17 protein-coding genes and 1 pseudogene are annotated in these 20,063 nt (G+C 63.6%); 12 read left to right on the forward strand and 6 right to left on the reverse strand.

Annotated elements, in window-relative coordinates:
• Positions 1 to 145: 145 nt before the first annotated feature.
• Positions 146 to 1,366, reverse strand: coding sequence for a pyridoxal-phosphate-dependent aminotransferase family protein (locus tag RO07_RS18080; RefSeq protein ID WP_039404613.1), 1,221 nt, complete (start codon positions 1,364 to 1,366; stop codon positions 146 to 148).
• 175 nt (positions 1,367 to 1,541) lie between these two features.
• On the opposite strand from RO07_RS18080, the gene RO07_RS18085 reads away from it, so the two are divergent.
• Positions 1,542 to 2,258, forward strand: coding sequence for a GntR family transcriptional regulator (locus tag RO07_RS18085; protein WP_039404615.1), 717 nt, complete (start codon positions 1,542 to 1,544; stop codon positions 2,256 to 2,258).
• A gap of 132 nt (positions 2,259 to 2,390) precedes the next feature.
• Here RO07_RS18085 and RO07_RS18090 read toward each other — a convergent pair whose 3' ends face one another.
• Complete coding sequence (locus RO07_RS18090) at positions 2,391 to 3,038, reverse strand: flavodoxin family protein (RefSeq protein ID WP_052266699.1); 648 nt, start codon at positions 3,036 to 3,038, stop codon at positions 2,391 to 2,393.
• 397 nt (positions 3,039 to 3,435) lie between these two features.
• Positions 3,436 to 4,251 carry an IclR family transcriptional regulator gene (locus RO07_RS18095; protein WP_039404618.1) on the reverse strand — a complete coding sequence of 272 codons (816 nt, stop codon included), beginning with the start codon at positions 4,249 to 4,251 and terminating at the stop codon, positions 3,436 to 3,438.
• A 158-nt stretch (positions 4,252 to 4,409) separates the two neighbouring features.
• On the opposite strand from RO07_RS18095, the gene RO07_RS18100 reads away from it, so the two are divergent.
• The 8 genes and pseudogenes from RO07_RS18100 (at position 4,410) to RO07_RS18135 (ending at position 12,644) form a co-directional block, all read left to right on the forward strand.
• Entirely contained in the window at positions 4,410 to 5,858 is a 1,449-nt protein-coding gene (locus RO07_RS18100) for an NAD-dependent succinate-semialdehyde dehydrogenase (RefSeq protein ID WP_039404620.1), read from the forward strand.
• Between the two features lie 108 nt (positions 5,859 to 5,966).
• The gene (locus tag RO07_RS18105) at positions 5,967 to 7,127 is read left to right on the forward strand and encodes an iron-containing alcohol dehydrogenase (protein ID WP_039404623.1); all 1,161 of its coding nucleotides are present in this window, start codon (positions 5,967 to 5,969) and stop codon (positions 7,125 to 7,127) included.
• A 527-nt stretch (positions 7,128 to 7,654) separates the two neighbouring features.
• Positions 7,655 to 8,209 (forward strand): BON domain-containing protein, encoded by a 555-nt coding sequence (locus RO07_RS18110; protein ID WP_237171288.1) that lies wholly within the window; start codon positions 7,655 to 7,657, stop codon positions 8,207 to 8,209.
• A 287-nt stretch (positions 8,210 to 8,496) separates the two neighbouring features.
• Positions 8,497 to 9,084, forward strand: a complete 588-nt coding sequence (locus RO07_RS18115; protein ID WP_039404629.1) for a class I SAM-dependent methyltransferase — start codon at positions 8,497 to 8,499, stop codon at positions 9,082 to 9,084.
• Positions 9,081 to 9,713, forward strand: a complete 633-nt coding sequence (locus RO07_RS18120) for a DedA family protein (protein ID WP_039404631.1) — start codon at positions 9,081 to 9,083, stop codon at positions 9,711 to 9,713. The genes RO07_RS18115 and RO07_RS18120 overlap by 4 nt, the downstream gene beginning before the upstream one ends.
• A 26-nt stretch (positions 9,714 to 9,739) precedes the next feature.
• Positions 9,740 to 10,540, forward strand: a pseudogene (locus RO07_RS18125) (GNAT family N-acetyltransferase); the annotation flags it as partial.
• A 71-nt stretch (positions 10,541 to 10,611) separates the two neighbouring features.
• A complete protein-coding gene (locus RO07_RS18130; protein WP_039404632.1) occupies positions 10,612 to 11,286 on the forward strand; it encodes a response regulator transcription factor in 675 nt (224 codons plus the stop codon).
• Positions 11,283 to 12,644 carry a sensor histidine kinase gene (locus RO07_RS18135; RefSeq protein WP_039404635.1) on the forward strand — a complete coding sequence of 454 codons (1,362 nt, stop codon included), beginning with the start codon at positions 11,283 to 11,285 and terminating at the stop codon, positions 12,642 to 12,644. The genes RO07_RS18130 and RO07_RS18135 overlap by 4 nt, the downstream gene beginning before the upstream one ends.
• Before the next feature lie 148 nt (positions 12,645 to 12,792).
• On the opposite strand, the gene RO07_RS18140 is transcribed toward RO07_RS18135, so the two are convergent.
• A complete protein-coding gene (locus tag RO07_RS18140) occupies positions 12,793 to 14,871 on the reverse strand; it encodes an NEL-type E3 ubiquitin ligase domain-containing protein (RefSeq protein WP_160118102.1) in 2,079 nt (692 codons plus the stop codon).
• A 765-nt stretch (positions 14,872 to 15,636) separates the two neighbouring features.
• On the opposite strand from RO07_RS18140, the gene RO07_RS18145 reads away from it, so the two are divergent.
• The 3 genes from RO07_RS18145 to RO07_RS18155 all read left to right on the forward strand — a co-directional run bounded on the left by RO07_RS18145 (position 15,637) and on the right by RO07_RS18155 (position 16,940).
• Entirely contained in the window at positions 15,637 to 15,969 is a 333-nt protein-coding gene (locus tag RO07_RS18145; protein WP_052266700.1) for a DUF2917 domain-containing protein, read from the forward strand.
• 80 nt (positions 15,970 to 16,049) lie between these two features.
• Positions 16,050 to 16,430: a DUF1801 domain-containing protein gene (locus RO07_RS18150; RefSeq protein WP_039404642.1), complete on the forward strand. Its 381-nt coding sequence runs from the start codon at positions 16,050 to 16,052 to the stop codon at positions 16,428 to 16,430.
• A 144-nt stretch (positions 16,431 to 16,574) separates the two neighbouring features.
• Positions 16,575 to 16,940, forward strand: coding sequence for a DUF4180 domain-containing protein (locus tag RO07_RS18155; RefSeq protein WP_039404644.1), 366 nt, complete (start codon positions 16,575 to 16,577; stop codon positions 16,938 to 16,940).
• A 61-nt stretch (positions 16,941 to 17,001) separates the two neighbouring features.
• Here RO07_RS18155 and RO07_RS18160 read toward each other — a convergent pair whose 3' ends face one another.
• A complete protein-coding gene (locus RO07_RS18160) occupies positions 17,002 to 18,132 on the reverse strand; it encodes a glycosyltransferase family 9 protein (protein ID WP_052266701.1) in 1,131 nt (376 codons plus the stop codon).
• Positions 18,133 to 18,263: 131 nt separating this feature from the next.
• A complete protein-coding gene (locus tag RO07_RS18165) occupies positions 18,264 to 19,844 on the reverse strand; it encodes a rhodanese-related sulfurtransferase (RefSeq protein ID WP_039412782.1) in 1,581 nt (526 codons plus the stop codon).
• Positions 19,845 to 20,063: the final 219 nt, after the last annotated feature.

Here is a 20,063-nt window from a genome sequence, read left to right on the forward strand (position 1 = left end):
AGGTGTTGCTGCAGCCACGGCCCTTCTGTCGGAGGCCCATTGCCGCATCGTTCGCAAACAAAGCAAAGCGTTTACCGCAGGGGCGCCGCGTACGGCCCGACGACACCCCTCGTCTCCTTCTCCCGGTAACGAGCACTACGGCATGTCAGGCGGCGACCTTGAGCGACGGCGTGTCCTGCGCCGTCGCCAGATAGTCCATCGCGGCCACCACGCCCGATCCCGCAAGCTTCACTCCCGAGAGTTGCAACCCCATTTCACAGCCGGCGAGCGTGGCCATGAGCGTGAGGTCGTTGCAGTCGCCCAGATGGCCGATGCGGAACATCGTGCCGCGAATCTTGCCGAGTGCCTGGCCAAGCGACATGTCGAAGCGTTCGTAGATACGCTTGCGCACGGCGTCCGCATCCACGCCCTGCGGCATCACCACGCCGGTGAGCACCGGGCTGTACACCGCCGGGTCCTGGCACTGGATTTCGAGCCCCCAGGCGCGCACGGCGCGGCGCGTGGCTTCGGCCAGACGCCGATGGCGGGCAAACACGTTGTCCAGCCCCTCCTCCAGAATCATGTCGAGCGCTTCGGACAACCCGTACAGCAGATTGGTGTTCGGCGTGTACGGCCAGTAGCCGTTCCTGTTCGCTTCGATGATTTCCTGCCAGCCCCAGAACGCGCGCGGCAGCTTCGCGTGGCGGCTGGCTTCGACGGCCTTGGGCGAGACCGCGTTGAAGCTGATGCCCGGCGGCAGCATCAGGCCCTTTTGCGAGCCGGAGACGGTGACGTCGACGCCCCATTCGTCGTGACGGTAATCGGCCGAGCCCAGACCCGAGATCGTGTCGACCAGCAACAGCGCCGGGTGGCCCGCCGCGTCGATGGCGCGACGCACTGCCGCGATGTCCGAAGTCACGCCGGTCGATGTTTCGTTGTGCACAACACAGACGGCCTTGATGCCGTGGCCGGTGTCGGCGCGCAGACGCGCTTCGATCATGTCCGGCTGCACGCCGCGACGCCAGCCTTCGGTGCCCGGCAGGCCGATGAACTCGGGCTTCAGGCCGAGGTTCTCGGCCATCTTCTTCCACAGCGTGGCGAAATGTCCGGTCTCGAACATCAGCACGTGGTCGCCGGGCGAAAGCGTGTTGGTGAGCGCGGCTTCCCACGCGCCCGTGCCCGATGCCGGATAGATCACCACCGGCTGTTCGGTCTTGAAGATCTTCTTGATGTCGGCGAGCACCTTGCGACCGAGGGCGCCGAACTCCGGGCCGCGATGGTCGATGGTCGGATAGCTCATGGCGCGCAGGATGCGATCGGGCACCGGGCTCGGCCCCGGGATCTGCAGGAAGTGGCGGCCTGAGGGGTGGAAATCGAGCTTCAGCATGAACGTCTCTCTCCTGTTGAAAGGTCGTTTTGAATTTTGCATTCAAAATACTTTAGCAGAGCCAAAGATCTTCGCAAGGGATGAGAAGCGCTTTTAATACAGTCGTTTACCCTAGCGATACGGCAGCCTGAACCCGTACGGTACAATCGCGGCCATGAAGGTTTGATGGTTTTGAATGCAAAACATGGAAAACGCGTCGACGATTGCCGTTTCCGAAATTCCACGCGTGGAGCGTCTGCGCCTGCACGACACGGTCGTGGAGCATTTGCGCAAGCTCATCATCGAAGGGGTACTGTCGCCCGGGGTGAAGCTCAACGAGCGGGAGCTTTGCGAGACGCTCGGCATCTCGCGCACGCCGCTGCGCGAGGCGTTCAAGGTGCTGGCCGCCGAAGGCCTCATCGAGATCGCGCCGAACCGCGGCGCCAGCGTGGCACGCATGACGGAAAAGGAAATCCGCGAGATGTTCGAGCTGATGAGCGCGCTCGAAGCGTTCTCGGGCGAGCTCGCCGCCGAGCGCATGACCGCTGTCGAGCTCGCCGAGATCAAGGCGCTGCACTACGCGATGCTCGCGTGCCGCGCGCAGCACGACCTGCCCGGCTACTACGCCCGCAATCAGGCCATCCACGACCGCATCAACGAAGCGGCGCGCAATGGCGCATTGCGTCAGACCTATGTGTCGATCAATCGCCGCCTGATGGCCTTGCGCTTTCGCTCCAACTTCCACGCGGACAAGTGGGACCGCGCCATCGCCGAGCACGAGCAGATGATCGACGCGTTGGAGAAACGCGACGGCAAGCGGCTCGGCGAGATCCTGCGCAAGCACCTGCTGGCCAAGCGCGACGCCGTGCTGCAGATCCACGCCGAACCGCCGAGCGGCGCGCCGGAGAACTAAGTCGCCCACCAGGCCCGCCAAGCCCGGCGACCGGAAAGGCGACAAAAAAAGCGAGGCGCCCGATCGGCGCCTCGCCTTTATTCATGGGTCCTACGGATCCGTGCCGACGGGCGCACACCGCCCGCCTGTCGGTCACAACCGACGCTCGGCCGCCTCCAGTGCGCGGCGCGCCAGCACCGCCGGCGATTCGAGCACTTCCCCCGCAAGACGCGCCACCAGTGCTGCGACATTGCGGCCATACTGCTTGCCCGCGATCACATCGGCCGGGTCGAGTGCGTAAGCGGCGTCGCCGTCCACACCTTGGCCCGCAACCGCCGGAAAATCGCCCGGATGACGATGGCCGACCGACTTGCGCGGCGTGAGCTCCTGCTCGTCGGCGTCAGCGTCGGCCCACACCATGCCGTGCAGTTCGGCAAGTGCGGCGAAGTATTCGAGCGTGTCGCGCTTGTCGTCGCCGGGACGATAGCTGAACGAGAACCCGCCCGCGACCTTGTTGCGCCAGTTTCCCGCGCGCCACATCCCGATCGTGGCGTCGGCGAATGCCTTGAACGGCGCGGCGATGCCGCCCTGAAACGCGGGGGCGCCGAAGATAATGGCGTCGGCGTTGGCCAGACGTGCGAGCGTGGCTTCGTCATGCCACTGTCCGTCGATGAGTTGATGCGGTTCGATGCTGAGCAATTGTGCGTGCGCACCCGCGTCGTTCACGCCCTGAGCGACCGAGTGGGCAATCATGGCGGTTGCGCCGCCCTGCGAGTAATAAACGATTGCGATATTGGACATGGCGTAGTGCTTCCCTTAAGGATGTCCGCCCCATGGCACCGCCGGGATTGCGCTTCCCTACGCTTCCGCTGGCTGTCTGGACATCAGTCAAGGCCAAATGATGCCAGTGATAACCCCTAGGGAATAGCCCGCACAAATGGACATGACTGTTCCGTCAAAGATAACAATCCGACGGTGCCACCCCGCTGGCGCTTCGTCAGCACGAGGCTGACGGGAAGACGACGCCACGCCAACCAAGGCACCACGGGGCTTGTGAAGGGATCGCCCAGGCGCCGTCACACGCCTGACCCGCCAGGTCGCCGCGTAGCACTGCACACGAATGGGAAGGGATCGGAAGCTATTGCCCATGACGCTACCATGGGCAAGTTAGGGAACATTCTGATTATTGAGCTGCGCCTCAACGGCGGGCAGGTGCCCCCAGACGCATCGACAGTTGATCCGCCAATTCGCGGATCTGACGGCCGATGCGCTGTCCGGTGGCCGCGTCGATCTCGTTGGTGACGAAGCTGACCGCGAGCCCCGCAACGGCGCGCTCGCCGCTCGCATCGAAGACCGGCGCGCCGAAGCAGATCATGCCCTCGCGCATCTGTCCGTTGTCGATCGAGTACCCGTCACGGCGCACCTGTGCCATTTCCTCGGCCAGTGCGGAAAAAGTGCCGACGCTCGCCCGGGTAAGCGGTTCGGGCCAGGCGCCGGCGAACAGAGCGGCGACTTCGTCGGGCGGCAGTGTCGAGAGCATCGCCTTGCCCGTCGCCGTGTAGGGCGCAGGCAGCCGCATGCCGATGCGAAACGTCACCCCGAGCGGCCGGTTGCCGTTGTGGCAGGCCAGATAGATGACGTCGGCGCCGTCGAGCACGGACAGCGTGACAGTCTCTTCGGCAAACGCCCGCGAGGCGTCCCATACCGCCCGGAACTCTTCGGTGATGTGGGTCTGCGACAGGAACGCATTCGCCCATCCCATCACGTACGAGCCCATGGTCATGCCGCCGTTGACGTGGCGTTTGATCAGGCGCAGCTTGACCAGTGTGTCGCACAGTCCGTGCAGCGTGCTTTTCGGCACCCCCGTCTCGCGCGCCAGATCGGCCAGCGCCACCGGCTCGAGCGACGCCGCAATCACGTCGAGCACGTGCACCGCACGCACCACGGCGGGCGCCGTGGTCTTGAGCGGCCCGGACGAGGCATGGGCGGAAATGTCGAGTTTGCGCTTTGGCATGGTGAACCCCTAGTTGCACCCCAGACGGTCAGTACGTAGAATTACATTCAATACATAGAATATCGTTCAATAGGTAGAACGGCAAGTATTCAGCGAGATTGCCGCCTGCCCTCCCATCCACAGCCAACAGGACATGCCGGCGAGTCCGGTCAACTGCCATGCAACTCAAAGACACCACTCTCTTCAAGGCACTTGCCTGGGTCGACGGTCAATGGATCGCGGCCGACAGCGGCAAGACGTTCGACGTCGTCGACCCCGCCACGGGCGAGGTGCTGGCCAAGGTGCCGGAGCTCGGCGCCGAGGAAACCACGCGTGCGGTGGTCGCCGCGGAAGCCGCGCAAAAGCCGTGGGCGGCGCGCACCGGCAAGGAGCGCGCCGCCGTGCTGCGCCGCTGGTTCGATCTGATGGTCGCCAACACCGACGACCTCGCGTATCTCATGACCCGCGAGCAGGGCAAGCCGCTGGCCGAAGCGCGTGGCGAGATCGCCTATGCCGCGAGCTTCATCGAGTGGTTCGCGGAAGAAGCCAAGCGCGTGGACGGCGATGTGCTCGCCACGCCCGCGGCCGACAAGCGCCTCGTCACGATCAAGCAACCCGTGGGCGTGTGCGCTGCGATCACGCCGTGGAACTTCCCCGCCGCGATGATCACGCGCAAGGTCGCCCCGGCGCTGGCCGCCGGCTGCGCGATCGTGGTCAAGCCGTCGGAACTCACGCCGCTGTCGGCCTTCGCGCTCGCCGAGCTGGCGCACCGCGCCGGGATTCCGGGCGGCGTGTTCCAGGTCGTGACGGGCGACGCCCGAGCCGTGGGTGGCGTGCTGACCTCGCATCCGACGGTGCGCAAGCTTTCGTTTACCGGCTCGACCGGCGTGGGTCGTCTGCTCATGGCGCAGTGCGCACCGACGGTCAAGCGCATGTCGCTGGAGCTCGGCGGCAACGCGCCGTTCATCGTGTTCGACGATGCGGATCTCGACGCGGCCGTCGAAGGCGCGCTGGTCGCGAAGTACCGCAACGGCGGTCAGACGTGCGTCTGCGCGAACCGCTTCTATATTCAGGACGGCGTCTATGACGCTTTCGCCGAGAAGTTTGCGAAGCGGGTGGCCGCGATGAAGGTGGGCAACGGTCTGGAAGACGGCGTGGTGATCGGTCCGCTGATCGAAGCGAAGGCGGTGGACAAGGTGGAGACGCTGGTGGAGGACGCGAAGTCGCACGGCGGCCGCGTGCTCGTGGGCGGCGCGACGCACGCGCTGGGCGGCACGTACTACGCGCCGACGGTGATCGCCGACGCTACTTCGCAAATGCGTGTGGCCCGCGAGGAGATCTTCGGCCCGGTCGCACCGCTGTTCCGCTTCTCGCACGACGCCGACGCGGTGGCGCTCGCCAACGATACGGAATTCGGCCTGGCCGCCTATCTGTACACGCGCGACATTGCGCGCGCCTGGCGCACGGCCGAAGCGCTGGAGTACGGCATGGTCGGTCTGAACACCGGCCTGATCTCGAACGAGGTCGCACCGTTCGGCGGCATCAAGCAATCGGGCGTGGGCCGCGAAGGCTCGCACTACGGTATCGAGGAGTACCTCGAGTTGAAGTACCTCTGTCTGCAAGTGTGATGTGAGGGCATCGCGCCCCATCGCGGATTGTGCTGCGCCCGAAGCGCAATCCGCGCGAGAATCGAGAATGACGAGGTCTCGTCAGTGCCCGAACCAAGGAAGCCGATCATGAACCCGTTTCGTTTTCAGACGGTCCCCACCGTCGTCGTGGAATTTGGCGCCGCTCGCCGTCTCGGCGCACTGCTTCGCGAGCAGTATCCGGCCGGCAGGCGTCTGTGCGTGGTAACAGACGGCTTTCTGCACAAGAGCGGACTGCTCGCGCCCGCGCTGGCCAATCTGGCCGAGCATGGCTGGCAGGTCTCGGTGATCGACGACGTAATCGCCGACCCGCCCGAGCACGTGGTGCTGGAAGCCGCGGAGCGCGCCCGCGCGGCCGACGCGGAGATCGTGCTGGGGCTGGGGGGCGGCTCGTCGATGGACGTCGCCAAACTGCTCGCGGTGCTGCTGCCGGGCACGCAATCGATCAAGGAGATGTACGGCGTCAAGAAGGTGACAGGTACGCGCCTGCCGCTGGTGCAGATGCCGACGACCGCCGGTACAGGCTCGGAAGTCACCGCGGTGTCGATCGTGACGACGGGCGAAACGACGAAGATGGGGGTGGTCGCGCCACAGCTCTTTGCGGACCTCGCGATTCTCGATGCGGAACTCACGCTCGGTCTGCCGCGCGCCGCAACGGCGGCCACCGGCATCGACGCAATGGTGCATGCCATCGAAGCCTACACGTCCGCCCATCTGAAGAATCCGGTCTCGGACATGCTCGCCGTGAAGGCGCTGGAATTGCTCTCGCGCAACCTGCTGCCGGCCTGCGACGACGGCAACAATCGCAACGCCCGTGAAGCCATGCTGCTCGGCGCGATGTTCGCAGGTCAATCGTTCGCGAACTCTCCCGTAGCCGCCGTACACGCCCTCGCCTATCCGATCGGCGGCATCTTCCACGTCGCGCACGGACTGTCGAACGCCCTCGTGCTTTCTCACGTCATGCGCTTCAATGCGCCCGCGGCGAGCCAGCGCTACGCCGAGCTCGCCGACGTGATTCTCCCCACCAAGGCAGCCGGCAGCAATGAAGCGAAGACCGACGCGCTCATCCAGTACATCGAAGCGATGATCGTCGAGACCGCCATTCCCCGCACACTCCGCGAAGTCGGCGTGACGCAGAACGACATCGGCCGCATGGCCTCGGACGCCATGCTCCAGACCCGACTGCTCGTCAACAATCCCCGCGAAGTCACGGAAGCCGACGCTTTCGCCATCTACAGCGCTGCGCTCTGACTGTTCTCTCTCGCGTCCGGTCATCAGTACCGTCCGAAGTTCGTTCTCGGTTCGGTACCGGTTGGCATCTCTGTCGAACACGCACGCCTCTCTTCGGCTACCCCGGACCCACGCTGCCGCAGCATACCCGCCTCCCGCTCGGTACTGCCTGCCCCCCGACGGACCGGGGCCCCTTTCCGCCTCTCAGACATAGACCCAACTCGATTCGGAAAGGGGCCCCGGTCCGTCTCCATCCTTCATTTCCCCCTCCATGTGACACGCCCGTCTGGCAATTCCCCCCTCCCCGCGAAAGCAGTCTCTCTGTAGCCGCCGAGGGGGCTGCCGAAGTCGCGCTTTTTGACATTCGCACGCCGACAGACTGGCGACATGTTCGGATGGGAGCATCGATAGCTCCGAACTGCCCGAGAGATTGTCATATGCCAATTCGCCTGAAGCGCCCGCCCGCACGGATAGCAATTGCCAGTCTTTGTTTATGCGCCCTGTCAGGGTGCGTTCCGATCGTGCTCGGCGCGGCGACCGCCACCGGCATGGCAGCCACCGACCGTCGAAGCCTGGGCGCCCAGATGGACGACGCGAGCATCGAGCTAAGGGTCGGCCACCGGGTCGGCGAGGTGGCCGCGCCCCAGGCTCACGTCAACGTTTCCAGCTACAACCGACAGGTGCTGCTGACCGGTGAGGTGCCCCGGGACAACGACCTTCAGGCGATCGCCGCCGCCGCGAAGCAGGACGCCAGCGTGCGCGCCGTGTTCAACGAGGCGGTGCTCGCGCCGGAAGCCTCGTCGTTCGGCGAGCGGTCGTCCGATACGCTGATTTCGACGAAGGTCAAGGCTAGTCTTGTAGCCGAGAAGGGCCTCCCGTCCTCGGCATTCAAGGTCGTGGTGGAGCGCAAGGTCGTCTACCTGATGGGGTTGGCGACGAAGGACGAGGCCGATCTCGCATCGAGCGTGGCCAGCCGGGTGCCGGACGTGGCGAGTGTCGTACGCGTGCTTGAAATCGTCCCTAAGGAAACGCTCGAGCGTATCGCACCCACGAAGGCGTCCGACGCGTCGCTCGCACAAGACGACGCCACTTACGCGCGCTAGGCCAGAAGCGTATGCTTGCGCGTTGATGCGTCGCGCCCTGGCGAGACACTCACGTCAGCGTCCCGGCGGTTCGCCCTGTCATTGTTTCGTCATGCGAATGGTGAACCCCGTACCTGTCGTCAGCATGGCGGTCGTGCCGATCCACGAAATTCCAACAACGGAATGGGTACGACAGACTGACGACAGCCATCGCTGGCAAGCTGACCTCATTCCCACGACGGGTCTTCGCACTATGCCGTGGCGTGAGTGGCCGAAGCACCGTATCCGCGAAAGGATGGTTCAGCGAAATGGCGATAATCGAACTTCTGACGTTTGTCCGCGAGTGGGGGCGCAGTCCGCGCGATGTCGCGGCCGTCGCGCCCTCGGGGCGTGCCCTGGCGTCGCTCATCACACGGAAAATCTCCCACGCGACGGGGCCCGTCCTCGAACTGGGCCCAGGCACCGGCGCGTTCACGAGGGCGTTGCTGCGACGCGGCGTGAGAGAAGACCACCTCACGCTGATCGAAGTCGGCCGAAGCTTCGCAGACTTGCTTCGAGAGAAATTCCCTTCGGCACGGGTGCTCCAGATGCGCGCCGAGGTACTGCACCTCCAGCCGCCGTATCTTGGCAACACGTTCGGCGCAGTCGTTTGCGGTCTGGGCTTTCTCAATATGCCGCGCGACACCGTCTTCAGAATCCTGAGCGGCGCCTTCCTGTACCTGCAGCCGCACGGCGAGTTCTTCATGTTCACTTACGGCGCCACCTGTTCGGTGCCGGAAGACGTGCTTGACGAGTTGGGACTACGAGCGACCCGGCTGGGCAAGACGTATCTGAATTTCCCGCCCGCGACCGTCTACAGCATTTCGCGTCGCAACGACGAGGTGCCGCAAGCATGAGTCCGGCGGAATTGAGCCAGCTTTTCATGGGTTACGGGCTGCTGGGCGGATTCGCGATCGGGCTGCTGGAGAAGCTCGTTCCCATTGCGCCGTCGTATCTCGTGCTGATGTTCCTCGGCTTCGTGGAGGGATCCGCGGCGTCGCTGTCCATGCTGATCCTGGCGAGCGCGCTGGGGTCTCTCGCGGGGACGATGGTCTGGTATTTGGTGGGGCGCTGCGTCGGTGAGGGACGGGTGAGCCGTCTCGTCGGAAGGTACGGCCGCTATGTGCACTTCTCCACCGCGACCTACGACCATCTTGTCGGATCGTTTCGGCGCAATGCGCGCGTGGCGACGTTCGTCGGACAACTGATCCCGGTCGTTCGCCTGTACCTGGCGTTGCCCGCCGGTGTCTTGCGCATCGGCATGGGGCGGTTCGTCCCCAGTGCCGCCGCGGGCATCCTGATCTACAACGCGATATTCATGACGATCGGGTTCGTGTTGCGGGGCAGTGCGCACGAGCCACTGAGCATTGGTGGCTGGGTGATGGGCGTGCTCGCAGGCATGGAGATCACCGGGCTGATCCTCGCGAACCGATGGGCGGCGAAGGCGAAGGCCGTTGACTGCCGGGCACCGGCGTCGACTCTCTGAGCGGGGCAAGGCGATGGGGACCTCGAATGCGTGATTTTCCAACACCGACACTGCCGTTCGCTTCGCTCACGCTGCGAGCTGCGGACAAGCGCGCGCCGACCATGCGCATCGCTACCGGGGCAGGGGCGGGGCTGCAGGTAAGCTGGGTCGACTCCGGCGACGGGCTCCGCGAGGCGCAGCGGCTTCGCTACGACGTTTTCGCGACGGAAATGGGGGCGAACGTCAGCGGCCCGCCAGGGCTGGACGTCGATCCGTTCGACGACTATTGCGATCACTTGCTCATTCGCGATGTGGCGTCGCAGATGGTGGTCGGGACCTATCGGGTGATGACGCCACGAAGCGCGCGTGCGCTGGGCCGTCTTTACGCGGAGAGCGAATTCGATCTGTCGGCCCTGAAGTCGTTGCGGCCCGATATGGTCGAGGTCGGGCGCTCGTGCGTACACCGGGATTTCCGGCAGGGTGCGGTCATTCTGGCGTTGTGGGGCGGGCTGGGCGCGTATATGCGTGCGCATGGATTTCAGTGGATGCTGGGCTGCTCCAGTGTGCCGATGAGCGATGGCGGACGCTTTGCCGCGAACCTGTATCATTCGCTGGGCCAGTCGCTGGTCCCGCAGTCGCAACGGGTGACGCCGCACCATCCGCTGCGCGTTGCCGCACTGGCAACCGGCGAGGCCGTGACGCCGCCCGCGCTGTTCAAGGGGTATTTGCGTCTGGGGGCGAAGATTTGCGGCGAACCGGCATGGGACCCCGACTTCAATTGCGCCGACTTTCTTACGCTGCTGCGCATGACGGACATCCACCCGCGATACGCCCGTCATTTCTTTGGCGGTCCAAATCAGTCAAAGGGTGTAGAAATGCGGGAGCGCGAGCGCAGCCCCTTGCTGGAGCGGCCGGACATATGAAAGTACTACTCGTGGAAGACGAACCCGAACTGGCGATCGCGCTCAGCGACGCGCTGGCGCGTCACGGCATGCTCCTGGATCATGCCTCGCGTTTGTCCGAAGCGGAGAGTCTCGCGATGGCGAGTACGTACAGTGCCGTCATTCTCGACCGGCGCTTGCCGGATGGCGACGGACTCGGCCTGATCCCGAAGCTGCGCGCGAAGGGGAACGCCGTGCCCGTGCTGGTGCTCACCGCCCGAGGCAGTATCGCCGACAAGGTGGAAGGCCTCGGCATCGGGGCCGACGACTACCTGTCGAAACCCTTCGCGTTCGAGGAGTTGCTGGCGCGCCTGCGCGCGTTGGCGCGTCGCCCGGCGAGCATGCAATGCGACATCGTCGTGGCGGGCCGGCTGTCCTATGACTACATCAACGTGGAGGCACGCGTTGGCGACGTGGCGCTCACGCTCACCCGACGCGAGATTCTCGTGCTCGATACGCTCCTGCGGCGCATGAACCGGATGGTGCCGCGTGAGGCGCTCATGGAGGCCGTGTTCACGCTCGGCGACGAAGTGCAGCCCAATGCCCTCGATACCCAGGTTTCCCGATTGCGACGCAAGCTGACCGAGGCCAACAGCGGGCTGGTCATCAATGGCATTCGCGGCGTGGGGTACCTGTTGCGAGAGGAACCATGAGCTTCTGGCGTCCGCGTTCGCTGAGGTGGCGGCTGGTTCAGCGAATGCTCGTCGCGCAATGGGTGATGGTCGCAGTGCTGACGACGCTGAGCTTCACGATCTTCGCGAGCCTGTGGCTCACGGGCACGATTCTCGGCGGCGTACATGAGTTCAGCACCATCGACGCGCTGAAGGAATCCATCGGCAGAGCGCCGGACGGAAGTCTGGTGCTCAGGGATTCGCCATCGCTCAAGCGCCTTCGCGCGGAAGTCCCCGACTTGTGGTTCATCGTCGAAGACGACAGCGGTCATGTGCTGCGCGATGGCACGCCGCCCGCGGAAATACAGGCGCTCCTGCCGCTGCCGACGTCATTGAGCGACGCGCGTTTCAGCAACGATGCACAGTATTCGTCGGTTGGCTTCGCGGTGGCACGCCGAGTGGAGAGCCCGGCCGGACGGCTGCGCATGGTGACAGGCACGCAAGGAAGGGTGACGCTGCGTCAGATCGTCCGGCAGTCCGAGAGCGCCTACAATCTGGCGCTGTATCTCGCGGCCATGATGGGCATTGCCGCACTGGTCGTCACTCCCATCGTCGTGCGGCGTGCGCTGCGCTCGCTTGGGCGGGTGTCGGCCGAGGCCGAGCGCATCGATATCGACAGTATCGGCGTGCGTCTCGATACGCGCGATCTGCCCTCTGAGATGTTGCCGCTCGTGAATGCGGTCAATGGGGCGCTGGCGCGTCTGGACAAGGGGATCGAGGCGAGGAAGCGGTTCATTGCCGACGCGGCGCACGAACTGCGCACGCCCATTGCCATTCTCACGACGCGCATCGCCGCGCTCCCGTCGGGCGCCGCGCGCAATCGCCTGCAGGAAGACTGCGCGCGACTGGCGACGCTGGCGGACCAGTTGCTCGATCTTCAACGTCTCGATCAGAGCGCGATGACGTTCACGCAAGTCGATCTCGTTGCGCTGGCGCAGCGCGTGGTCGCCGACATGGCGCCGATGACGTTCGCTGGCGGATACGACATGGCGTTCGATGCCGACGGTGAGCATGTGTTTGTGCGTGGGGACGAACTCGCCATCGAACGGGCGCTGACCAACCTTATCCAGAACGCGGCCAATTACGGGCGACGCAGAGGGACGATCACGGTGCGCGTATCGCGCGAGGCCTGGATGGAGGTCTGCGACGAGGGCGACGGGATTCCAGAGGACCAGCGGCACAGCATCTTCGAGCCCTACCGCCGGCTGAGCGAGGACACGCACGGCATCGGGCTGGGGCTGGACCTCGTCCAGCGCGTCATGCATCTGCACGGCGGCGAGGCGACGGTCACGCAGTCTGCCCCGAAGGGCGCGTGCTTCCGGCTGAGTTTTCCGATGTAATCAGGCAGTCACGAACAGGTAGTCGATCAAGGCATCCTCGGCTTTTTCCACGACTGCACCGGCCACTTCAGGTGAGTCACGGCCATTCGAGAAGATCACCGCGTTATGATCGCCCGCCCGTTGTTGGTTTTGGCCGGCGCCAGCGCTGTCACTGGTTGGCCGTACCCAAGATCTGATCCATGAGCGCCTCTTCACCCCGCTTGCGCAAGAATTCTCGAGTGAGCTCTTCACAGACTGCCAACTGCAGTGTCTTCATGAGGCCAACCCCAGCCTGTGCCTGCGTTTCGAGATCCTCCGGCAGCCCAAGACTGGCCAGATACGCCGACAACTCCCGGTCGTAATCGGCGAGCATGTCCTGCAATTTTTGATACGCGCGCTCGAATCCTTCAGGATCCAGCCGGGCCAGCACCTGTTGCCAAGGCTCCCATTCGACCAGGAAATACTGAGGGAACTCCAACCGTTCTCGGGAGAGAACCTCCTGCTCGGCGCTCTCCAGATCCTGTGGTGTTACCGTGGAATAATTGAAGTAATGCATGTCCGCGATGCCGGTGGGCAAGTGCAGCCGATCGCTCAGTTTGACCTGGTAGGCCAGATACACTTCGATTTCATGGTTTTGCCGTGCCGCCGGGGCTTTCTTGCGAGCAATCTTCTCCAGTGCGTCCAGGCGAAATGCCCCTCGCCCGCGCTCGACGATCTCGGCGAGTCTGTCGTCATAATCGCCACGGCTGACGGCATGCGCATGACTGAGTTTGGTCAGGTCGTTATACGTCAGTGCAATGCGATCGTCGCAGGACGCGGTGGCCCCTTGGGCAGCCTGGAAGGTCAGTTGACGAAGTTCGTCATTCTGCGAGAGTTTGGTTAACCACTTGGCGACCCCCGCCTTGAATTCGGCATTATCGTCGACGCCCGCCTTCAAACGGACCAGAAAACGTGCGAACCCAGCGGCATCTACTTCCAAGCTGTGCGCTTGCCATCGGCGTATCTGTGCTTGTTCGTCGTTGCTAAACCAATCCCGAACCGCTTCGTCCACACGGTGAAACCCCTTTCCTAAGCAAAGCTGAGGCCCGTTATAGTCGGGCGCCAACATCGCCTGGTGCGCCTGTTGCAGAAATGCAAGCGAAAATGAGTTGCCTTCGGCATCTACCCGAACCTCATACGGCATACCAAATACACTTGGCGGCAAGTGGGTCAGTCGGTTGGACGAGACATTAAGCGTTCTCAGACTTGCAGGCAACGTCGGCAACTCGGTCAGCTGGTTCCCACACGCCAAGAGCTCCTCGAGGCCCGCGGGCAACGCTGGTAACTCGGATAGTTGGTTGTCGATTACGTAAAGCTCTGTGAGCCTCATGGGCAACGCAGGCAACTCGGATAGTCGGTTATCGCCCACGTAAAGCGTCTTGATACCCTCGGGCAACGCCGGCAACTCGAATAGTCGGTTGTCGCATACGTCAAGCTCTGTGAGGCCCCTAGGCAATTCTGGCAGGTGATCTAAGTAGTTGTGGGCTGCCAAGAGCTTCACGAGGCTCTCAGGCAATTTCGGCAGATGCATCAACCTGTTGCCGCGTACGTCAAGCGTTGTGAGACCCGCGGGCAAATCCGGCAGGCTATACAAAAGCAGGCTCTTCAAGTCTAATTCGCCACCCACCATGTTGAGAATCCTGTCCTGCACGATCGCACGGCCTGCCCTCTCCTCCCCCCTCGGCGCGAATGCCACCCATGCGGCCAAGGAGCACCGATAGAGCTCATCGATGCCGCTATCATCTCCCGCCTGCTGTTCTGGCAAGTTCGCGATCAGTTTTCTCAAGAGTTGACCCGCGTTCACGCGAGTCTCCAGCGTGGCGAGCACATTACGAGCGAGTTTCACATGAGCTGGCGACGGTTCACCGGACTGGCCACCGGGCGCATTTTCCAGGCCAAGGTTTGCGAATGCGTTGACCAATGCCTCGATGTCCAGGCCTTCACGGCACGAGCGTGCCAAATGCCGCGTCAAGTCCCGGCACACCCACTCAATGTCCGTGCTACCCACCTGACTGAGCTGGCGATGGGTCCAGGCGAGCGCGGCGAGTAGCGTGGCGCAGCGCCACTCATGGCCCGGACCGCCACGCCGGCCGGCATACTCGAGCATTAATCCTCTTTCTTCATCGACTTGCGGGGACGAGCCAGAGCACTCGCACAGCACTTGGGCCAGCCCGTCCAGTAAATGTGATCCAACAGAAGTGATCGGCATGGATGAAAAGTCAATGGAGAAAGGCAACGGCTTGGCTCGACTTCGACACCAGTTCGAGGAACGCGCCATTTCGCGTCGGCCGACGCCTCGGTGCGGTTAGGCATGCGAAATGGCACTATGTCACGCGCGTTTCTTCTTGGAGTCAAGATCGAACTGGCCTAGCGGAATTCATCCAGTCGTCCATTTTTTATATTTTGTTCATTGACAGTATTTCCGATCATTGATCGTGAGAAATTATTAATTATATGAAAACCCAATAACTGCGCGATCTTATGAAAATTCTCATAATGTGGCGGAGGGGATTTTCAAATATAATTCATAAATTATCTCTGGCATTCTTTGGAAAATATCATTTGAAAAGCCAGAGATCGTTGATCGCGGCATTCGCATACACCCCAAAAAAACGGCGACAATACCGAATCCAGAGAGTTCACTAACTTCAGAGTTCATCCATTAACTTCAGTCAACCCTATCGAGCTTGGTGGGGATGCGGACTTTTGGGAAAATGGAGCGCAGCAGAAAAGAACTTGCGTGAAGGTTTCGAGCATTTTATTGCTCGGTACGAATTCCGTTTCGTGATGCTGATGTACCTGCCGCTGTGCACTCTCTCCAGGCAGGCAGCCGCCTCGAAGGCGCGCAAGGCATTTAGGCTGGGAAGTCTCTGAAGGTCCAAGTCAGCTATTCACAAGGCCGTGAAAATATGACACTTGGTGCGGCGTTTGCCAGTCTCTACGATTAAGTCATCCACTGAGTGGAGGCCGTAAAATGCAAAGCAATTTGACAAAGGTTCAGTACTTCTACGGTATTCGTCCGGGCGAAGTCGTCACTCTCGACCTCCATCACGAACATACGCTTGTCGCGCGCGGTGCGGCAGTCTGGGTAACGCGGGCCGGCGACCCGCACGATTACTGGCTGATGCCGAGCCAGCGCCTTGTCGTCGAACCGGGACGCCGTTACTGGGTATCGTCGGACGAAAACGCCGAAGCGCGTCTCGAGCGCGACGTGGCGCATCGCTTCACCTTCGTCTGCGGGCTGCGTAAGTGGCTCACCGGACGCCGGGCGGCACGCGAATCCAATTCGTGGGTTCTGTCGCAATAGTGGCAAACAATGCGGGACTGAACGCCTGACATCGCCTATCATCGGCTTGATATTGGCCAGCGTGATGCGCAGACACCGACATGAAGAAGTCCTTTCCCGACGCCGCCGAAGCCGCTGCCCTCATCGACGCCCGCATCGCTGAACTCAACGACTGGCGCGGCACGACTCTCGCCAAACTCCGCAAAATCGTCACCCAAACTTCCCCGGATATCACCGAGGAATGGAAATGGCGCGTCCCCGTCTGGTCCCTCAACGGCATCCTCTGCACCGGTGAAACCTACAAGAATGCCGTCAAAATGACCTTCCCCAAAGGCGCCTCCCTCCCCGATCCCCACCACCTGTTCAACGCCAGCCTCGAAGGCAACACCCGACGCGCCATCGATTTCCACCAGAACGACCCCATCGACGAAAAAAGCCTCGCCCAACTGATCCGGGCCGCCATCGACGCCAACCGAAAGTAACCCCCGCCACGCTTGCCATCTGGCGTTCGCTATCTCGATCGATCAAAATATCAGCCGCAATTCATTATTTGACGTCATCATCGCTTCGCCCACCACGATGATGTCGCCGCCGGCTATCCGCCTCACTCTTCTTCGGACAACACCATGCCGCATCGCATCGAGACCGTCGATCGCAAACGTATCCTGATTTGGGAAGCTCCCGCCGGCACGCTCGCCAGCGAGGCAGACGTCTCCCAACTGCTCGCCGCTGCATGGGAAAACGATGTGGACTGGGTTGCAGTCGAAACCGCCACCCTTCATGACAATTTTTTCAGGCTCGAAACCCGTCTGGCCGGAGACGTCCTGCAGAAGATGGTGAACTACGGCGTCAAACTCACCGTCGTTGGCGATATCACGCCCTGGCTGGAACGCAGCAACGCGTTCCGCGCTTTCGTCGCGGAAGCGAATCGCCAACGGCCGCCCGGCTTCGTCGCTTCCCTCGACTCGCTACTCGCCGGCACGGCTGCCTGAACGGTGCACAATAAAGCCGCGCGGGTTCTCGTGTGGCCCCGATGATCGGCGCCCCCGGGACTCATCGCGACGCGCTCGGCAGGCTCCGCAAGGTCTCGATAATGGTGTCGGCCAACGCTCCCGGCGCCACCGCACTGACGTCGGACTCGGTCTGCAGCGGCGTGGACTGGCAACGCGGCGTCAAGCGCAGGTAGGGCGGCTCGGCCTTCGCGAAGAGCGTGACGCTCGGCGTGGACGTGGTATGCGCCACGTGCATCAAGCCACCATCGGCCCCCACGAAAAGTGCGGCATTGGCAATCACGCGCTTCGCGTCGCGCAACGTCAACTGGCCGGTGAACGACGTCAGTCGCAGATGCACGAACTTCGCCTCCATGAGCCCCTTGGCCGCATCCACGCCATTGCCGGAGCCGAGCAGGACGACGCCCGCCGGCATGCCCGGTTCGTAGGCAACGTCGTAAGCCTGCAGGCACTCGCGCCAGTGCGCATAGGTGCGACGCGGTTCCACACCGCCCATGCCCAGCACGATGAACGGCCCGCACGGCAGTTGCCGGGCGATCGCCTCGGGCAGATCCGACTCCTCGCGAAGATAGGGCTTGGCCCGCGCGAAGAGCTCGTCCGACGCCAGACCGAGCGAGAAAACGTCGTTCACCGCAGCAAGGCTGAACTGGGTCTGGTTGCGGTCCGGCCCGTGGAAGAAACGGAACAGACACGCGAACGGCAGCGACGGGAAAAACCTGCGCTTGAGCCTTAGCGTCGGATAGTTGAATTCCTGCAGCACGACCACGTCGTAATCGGCCGCATTGACGCTAGCCGGATCGTCGAACACATGCCGGAAGATGTCGTCCCCTTCGAAGACGGCTTTCAGACTCGGCGAGATCAACAGGTCCACAGGCCCCTTGCGCTCACGCAGCAGGGCGCGGCCGGACAGGTCCATCACCGCGTCGCCCACCGACGCCTTGCCGCCATAGATCCACAGCACGCGCGCGTCCGGCGCGACATGGCGCACCTCGAGCTTCGCCTGCCCGCTCACGGCGAGCCGCAATCGCCGATGCAGATATTTCTTGGCGACGGTGAGCGAGGACGCGCGTTGCAGGAACACGTCCGGCTCGTGATACACCCAGGCATACGGAATCCGGGTGCTCGGTTCGATGAGGGCGCCCAGTCGGCGGGCAATGAAGCGCTGCAGTGCCATGGTGGAATCGAATACGGGTCGGCCGCCGCCACGGGGCGCAGGCACCAGGCGGCAAACACAGGAAGAACCGGAGTATGCCACGTCTGGTTGCTCGCGCAGTACGCGCGCCGGCATGCCGGCGCGGCACCGTGTCAGATCACCTGGAAACGATGCGTGCCGTCGCGATGCAGTTGATCGACCAGCCCGAACTCCCAGTCGAGATACGCCTGCATGGCCTCGGCCGCGTTATCGGTGCCTTCGTACGGACGACGATAACGATCGTCGCGCGCACTCGCCAACCGCGTCTCGCCCGATTCGAGCGGCAATCCGGCGTTGATCCAGGCCTGCGTACCGCCGTCGAGGACAACGATCTCGGCATCGGTCAGCGCGCGCAGGTCGTTCGCGGCGAAACGCGCGAGCAGGCTGGAGCCGCAAGTGAGCACGTAGCGCTGAGCTGGACCGATCTTGCGCAGCGCTTCGGCAAGACGCGCGCGAATCACGAACCACGCGCCAGGAATATGGCGCTTGACGTAGTTCACGCCCGAAGTGAAGTCGAGCACCGCAATCTGCCCCGGCAACGCGTCTTCCAACCAACGCGCCAGCAGTGCCGGCGTGACCGTGGCGACGTCGGGCGCGCTCGGCGTGTGCAGCGGCCATCCGCCCTGCGCACTGCGCGCCTCGGCGCCATGCGGCTCCACCACGTATACGGTCCACCCCATCTGCGCGAGCCACGAGCCGGTCATGTCGGCACGCACGCCATCGTCGTCCGTCAGAACGATCCAGGCGCCACGCACCGGCGCCTGATGATCGGTCTCCTGCACGAGTTGCCCGCCCGGCGCACTCGCGAAGTCGGGCAGATGTCCCGCCGCATATTCCTCGGGCGTGCGCACATCGAAGCGATACACGGTACGCCCCGGCACGCTCAGCGACGGCACGTCTTCCAGCGCGATGCGCTTCACGCCCGCCCGATCGGCCACGGCGCGCGCGCCCTCGCGGGCCACCGCCAGCGTCGCCTCGCGCACCGCCGCGGGATGACGGCGATCGGCGCCTCGCTCGAGCGTCTGTCCCGCGAGCGTCCAGCCGATGGTGCCATTGCGCAGCGCCGCCACGGGATTCGGCAACCCGGCATTGACCAGCGATTGCGTACCGATGATGCTGCGCGTGCGTCCCGCACAGTTGACGATCACGCGCGTGGCCGGATCCGGCGCGAGCTCGCGCACGCGCAGCACCAGTTCGGCGCCGGGCACGCTCGTCGAGCCGGGAATGTTCATGGTCTGGTATTCGTCGAAACGGCGGGCGTCCACGACGACGACGTCCGCCTCGGCATCGAGCAGTGCCTGCACCTCCTGCGCCGACAGCGACGGCGTATGACGCACCCCCTCCACCCACTCGCCGAAGGCCTTGCTCGGCACGTTCACATCGCGAAACACTTCGCCCCCCGCGGCAATCCAGCCGTCGAGTCCGCCCGCGAGCCGGTTGACGTCGGTGTAGCCCAGCTTGCGCAGCACAGCCGCCGCACGCGGCGCGAGATCGTCGCCACCGTACTTGCCATAGACGACGATGCGCGTGTCCCGACGCGGAATGCGCGCCCACGCCTCGATCTCCACCCGCGAGAGCGGCAGATTCGCCGCCCACAGCGGATGCGACTGGGCGAACGGATCTTCCTCGCGCACGTCGAGCAACGCGATTTCCTCACCGGCGAGCAGCGCGGCGCGCACGTCGCCATAGGTCAATTCGGGGAAAGACGGCTCGGCAGGTCGGGCATCGTCGGCCGTCCGCGACGGCGTATCGTTCGAATGAGAAGCCACGGGGTTTCCTTGAATTCGAAAAACGTAAATTCGGTCGGCCGTGCACGCCCCATGACGCAGATCGAGAGGCCAGGGAGGCCCGGGAAGCAGCACGCAGACGGTCATTGTGGCAGAAGCGGCCGGCAAGCGCGCGGCGCTCGATGA

This window comes from Pandoraea pulmonicola (genome assembly GCF_000815105.2).
Lineage (GTDB): Bacteria > Pseudomonadota > Gammaproteobacteria > Burkholderiales > Burkholderiaceae > Pandoraea > Pandoraea pulmonicola.

Excerpts from the sequence above, each read along its gene's own strand:
- RO07_RS18100 (WP_039404620.1), top strand. The coding sequence starts at position 4,410 with ATGCAACTCAAAGACACCACTCTCTTCAAGGCACTTGCCTGGGTCGAC.
- RO07_RS18095 (WP_039404618.1), bottom strand. The coding sequence starts at position 4,251 with ATGCCAAAGCGCAAACTCGACATTTCCGCCCATGCCTCGTCCGGGCCG.
- RO07_RS18085 (WP_039404615.1), top strand. The coding sequence starts at position 1,542 with ATGCAAAACATGGAAAACGCGTCGACGATTGCCGTTTCCGAAATTCCA.
- RO07_RS18090 (WP_052266699.1), bottom strand. The coding sequence starts at position 3,038 with ATGTCCAATATCGCAATCGTTTATTACTCGCAGGGCGGCGCAACCGCC.
- RO07_RS18135 (WP_039404635.1), top strand. The coding sequence starts at position 11,283 with ATGAGCTTCTGGCGTCCGCGTTCGCTGAGGTGGCGGCTGGTTCAGCGA.
- RO07_RS18080 (WP_039404613.1), bottom strand. The coding sequence starts at position 1,366 with ATGCTGAAGCTCGATTTCCACCCCTCAGGCCGCCACTTCCTGCAGATC.
- RO07_RS18130 (WP_039404632.1), top strand. The coding sequence starts at position 10,612 with ATGAAAGTACTACTCGTGGAAGACGAACCCGAACTGGCGATCGCGCTC.
- RO07_RS18155 (WP_039404644.1), top strand. The coding sequence starts at position 16,575 with ATGCCGCATCGCATCGAGACCGTCGATCGCAAACGTATCCTGATTTGG.
- RO07_RS18110 (WP_237171288.1), top strand. The coding sequence starts at position 7,655 with ATGGCAGCCACCGACCGTCGAAGCCTGGGCGCCCAGATGGACGACGCG.
- RO07_RS18140 (WP_160118102.1), bottom strand. The coding sequence starts at position 14,871 with ATGCCGATCACTTCTGTTGGATCACATTTACTGGACGGGCTGGCCCAA.
- RO07_RS18145 (WP_052266700.1), top strand. The coding sequence starts at position 15,637 with ATGCAAAGCAATTTGACAAAGGTTCAGTACTTCTACGGTATTCGTCCG.
- RO07_RS18115 (WP_039404629.1), top strand. The coding sequence starts at position 8,497 with ATGGCGATAATCGAACTTCTGACGTTTGTCCGCGAGTGGGGGCGCAGT.
- RO07_RS18105 (WP_039404623.1), top strand. The coding sequence starts at position 5,967 with ATGAACCCGTTTCGTTTTCAGACGGTCCCCACCGTCGTCGTGGAATTT.
- RO07_RS18160 (WP_052266701.1), bottom strand. The coding sequence starts at position 18,132 with ATGGCACTGCAGCGCTTCATTGCCCGCCGACTGGGCGCCCTCATCGAA.
- RO07_RS18150 (WP_039404642.1), top strand. The coding sequence starts at position 16,050 with ATGAAGAAGTCCTTTCCCGACGCCGCCGAAGCCGCTGCCCTCATCGAC.
- RO07_RS18120 (WP_039404631.1), top strand. The coding sequence starts at position 9,081 with ATGAGTCCGGCGGAATTGAGCCAGCTTTTCATGGGTTACGGGCTGCTG.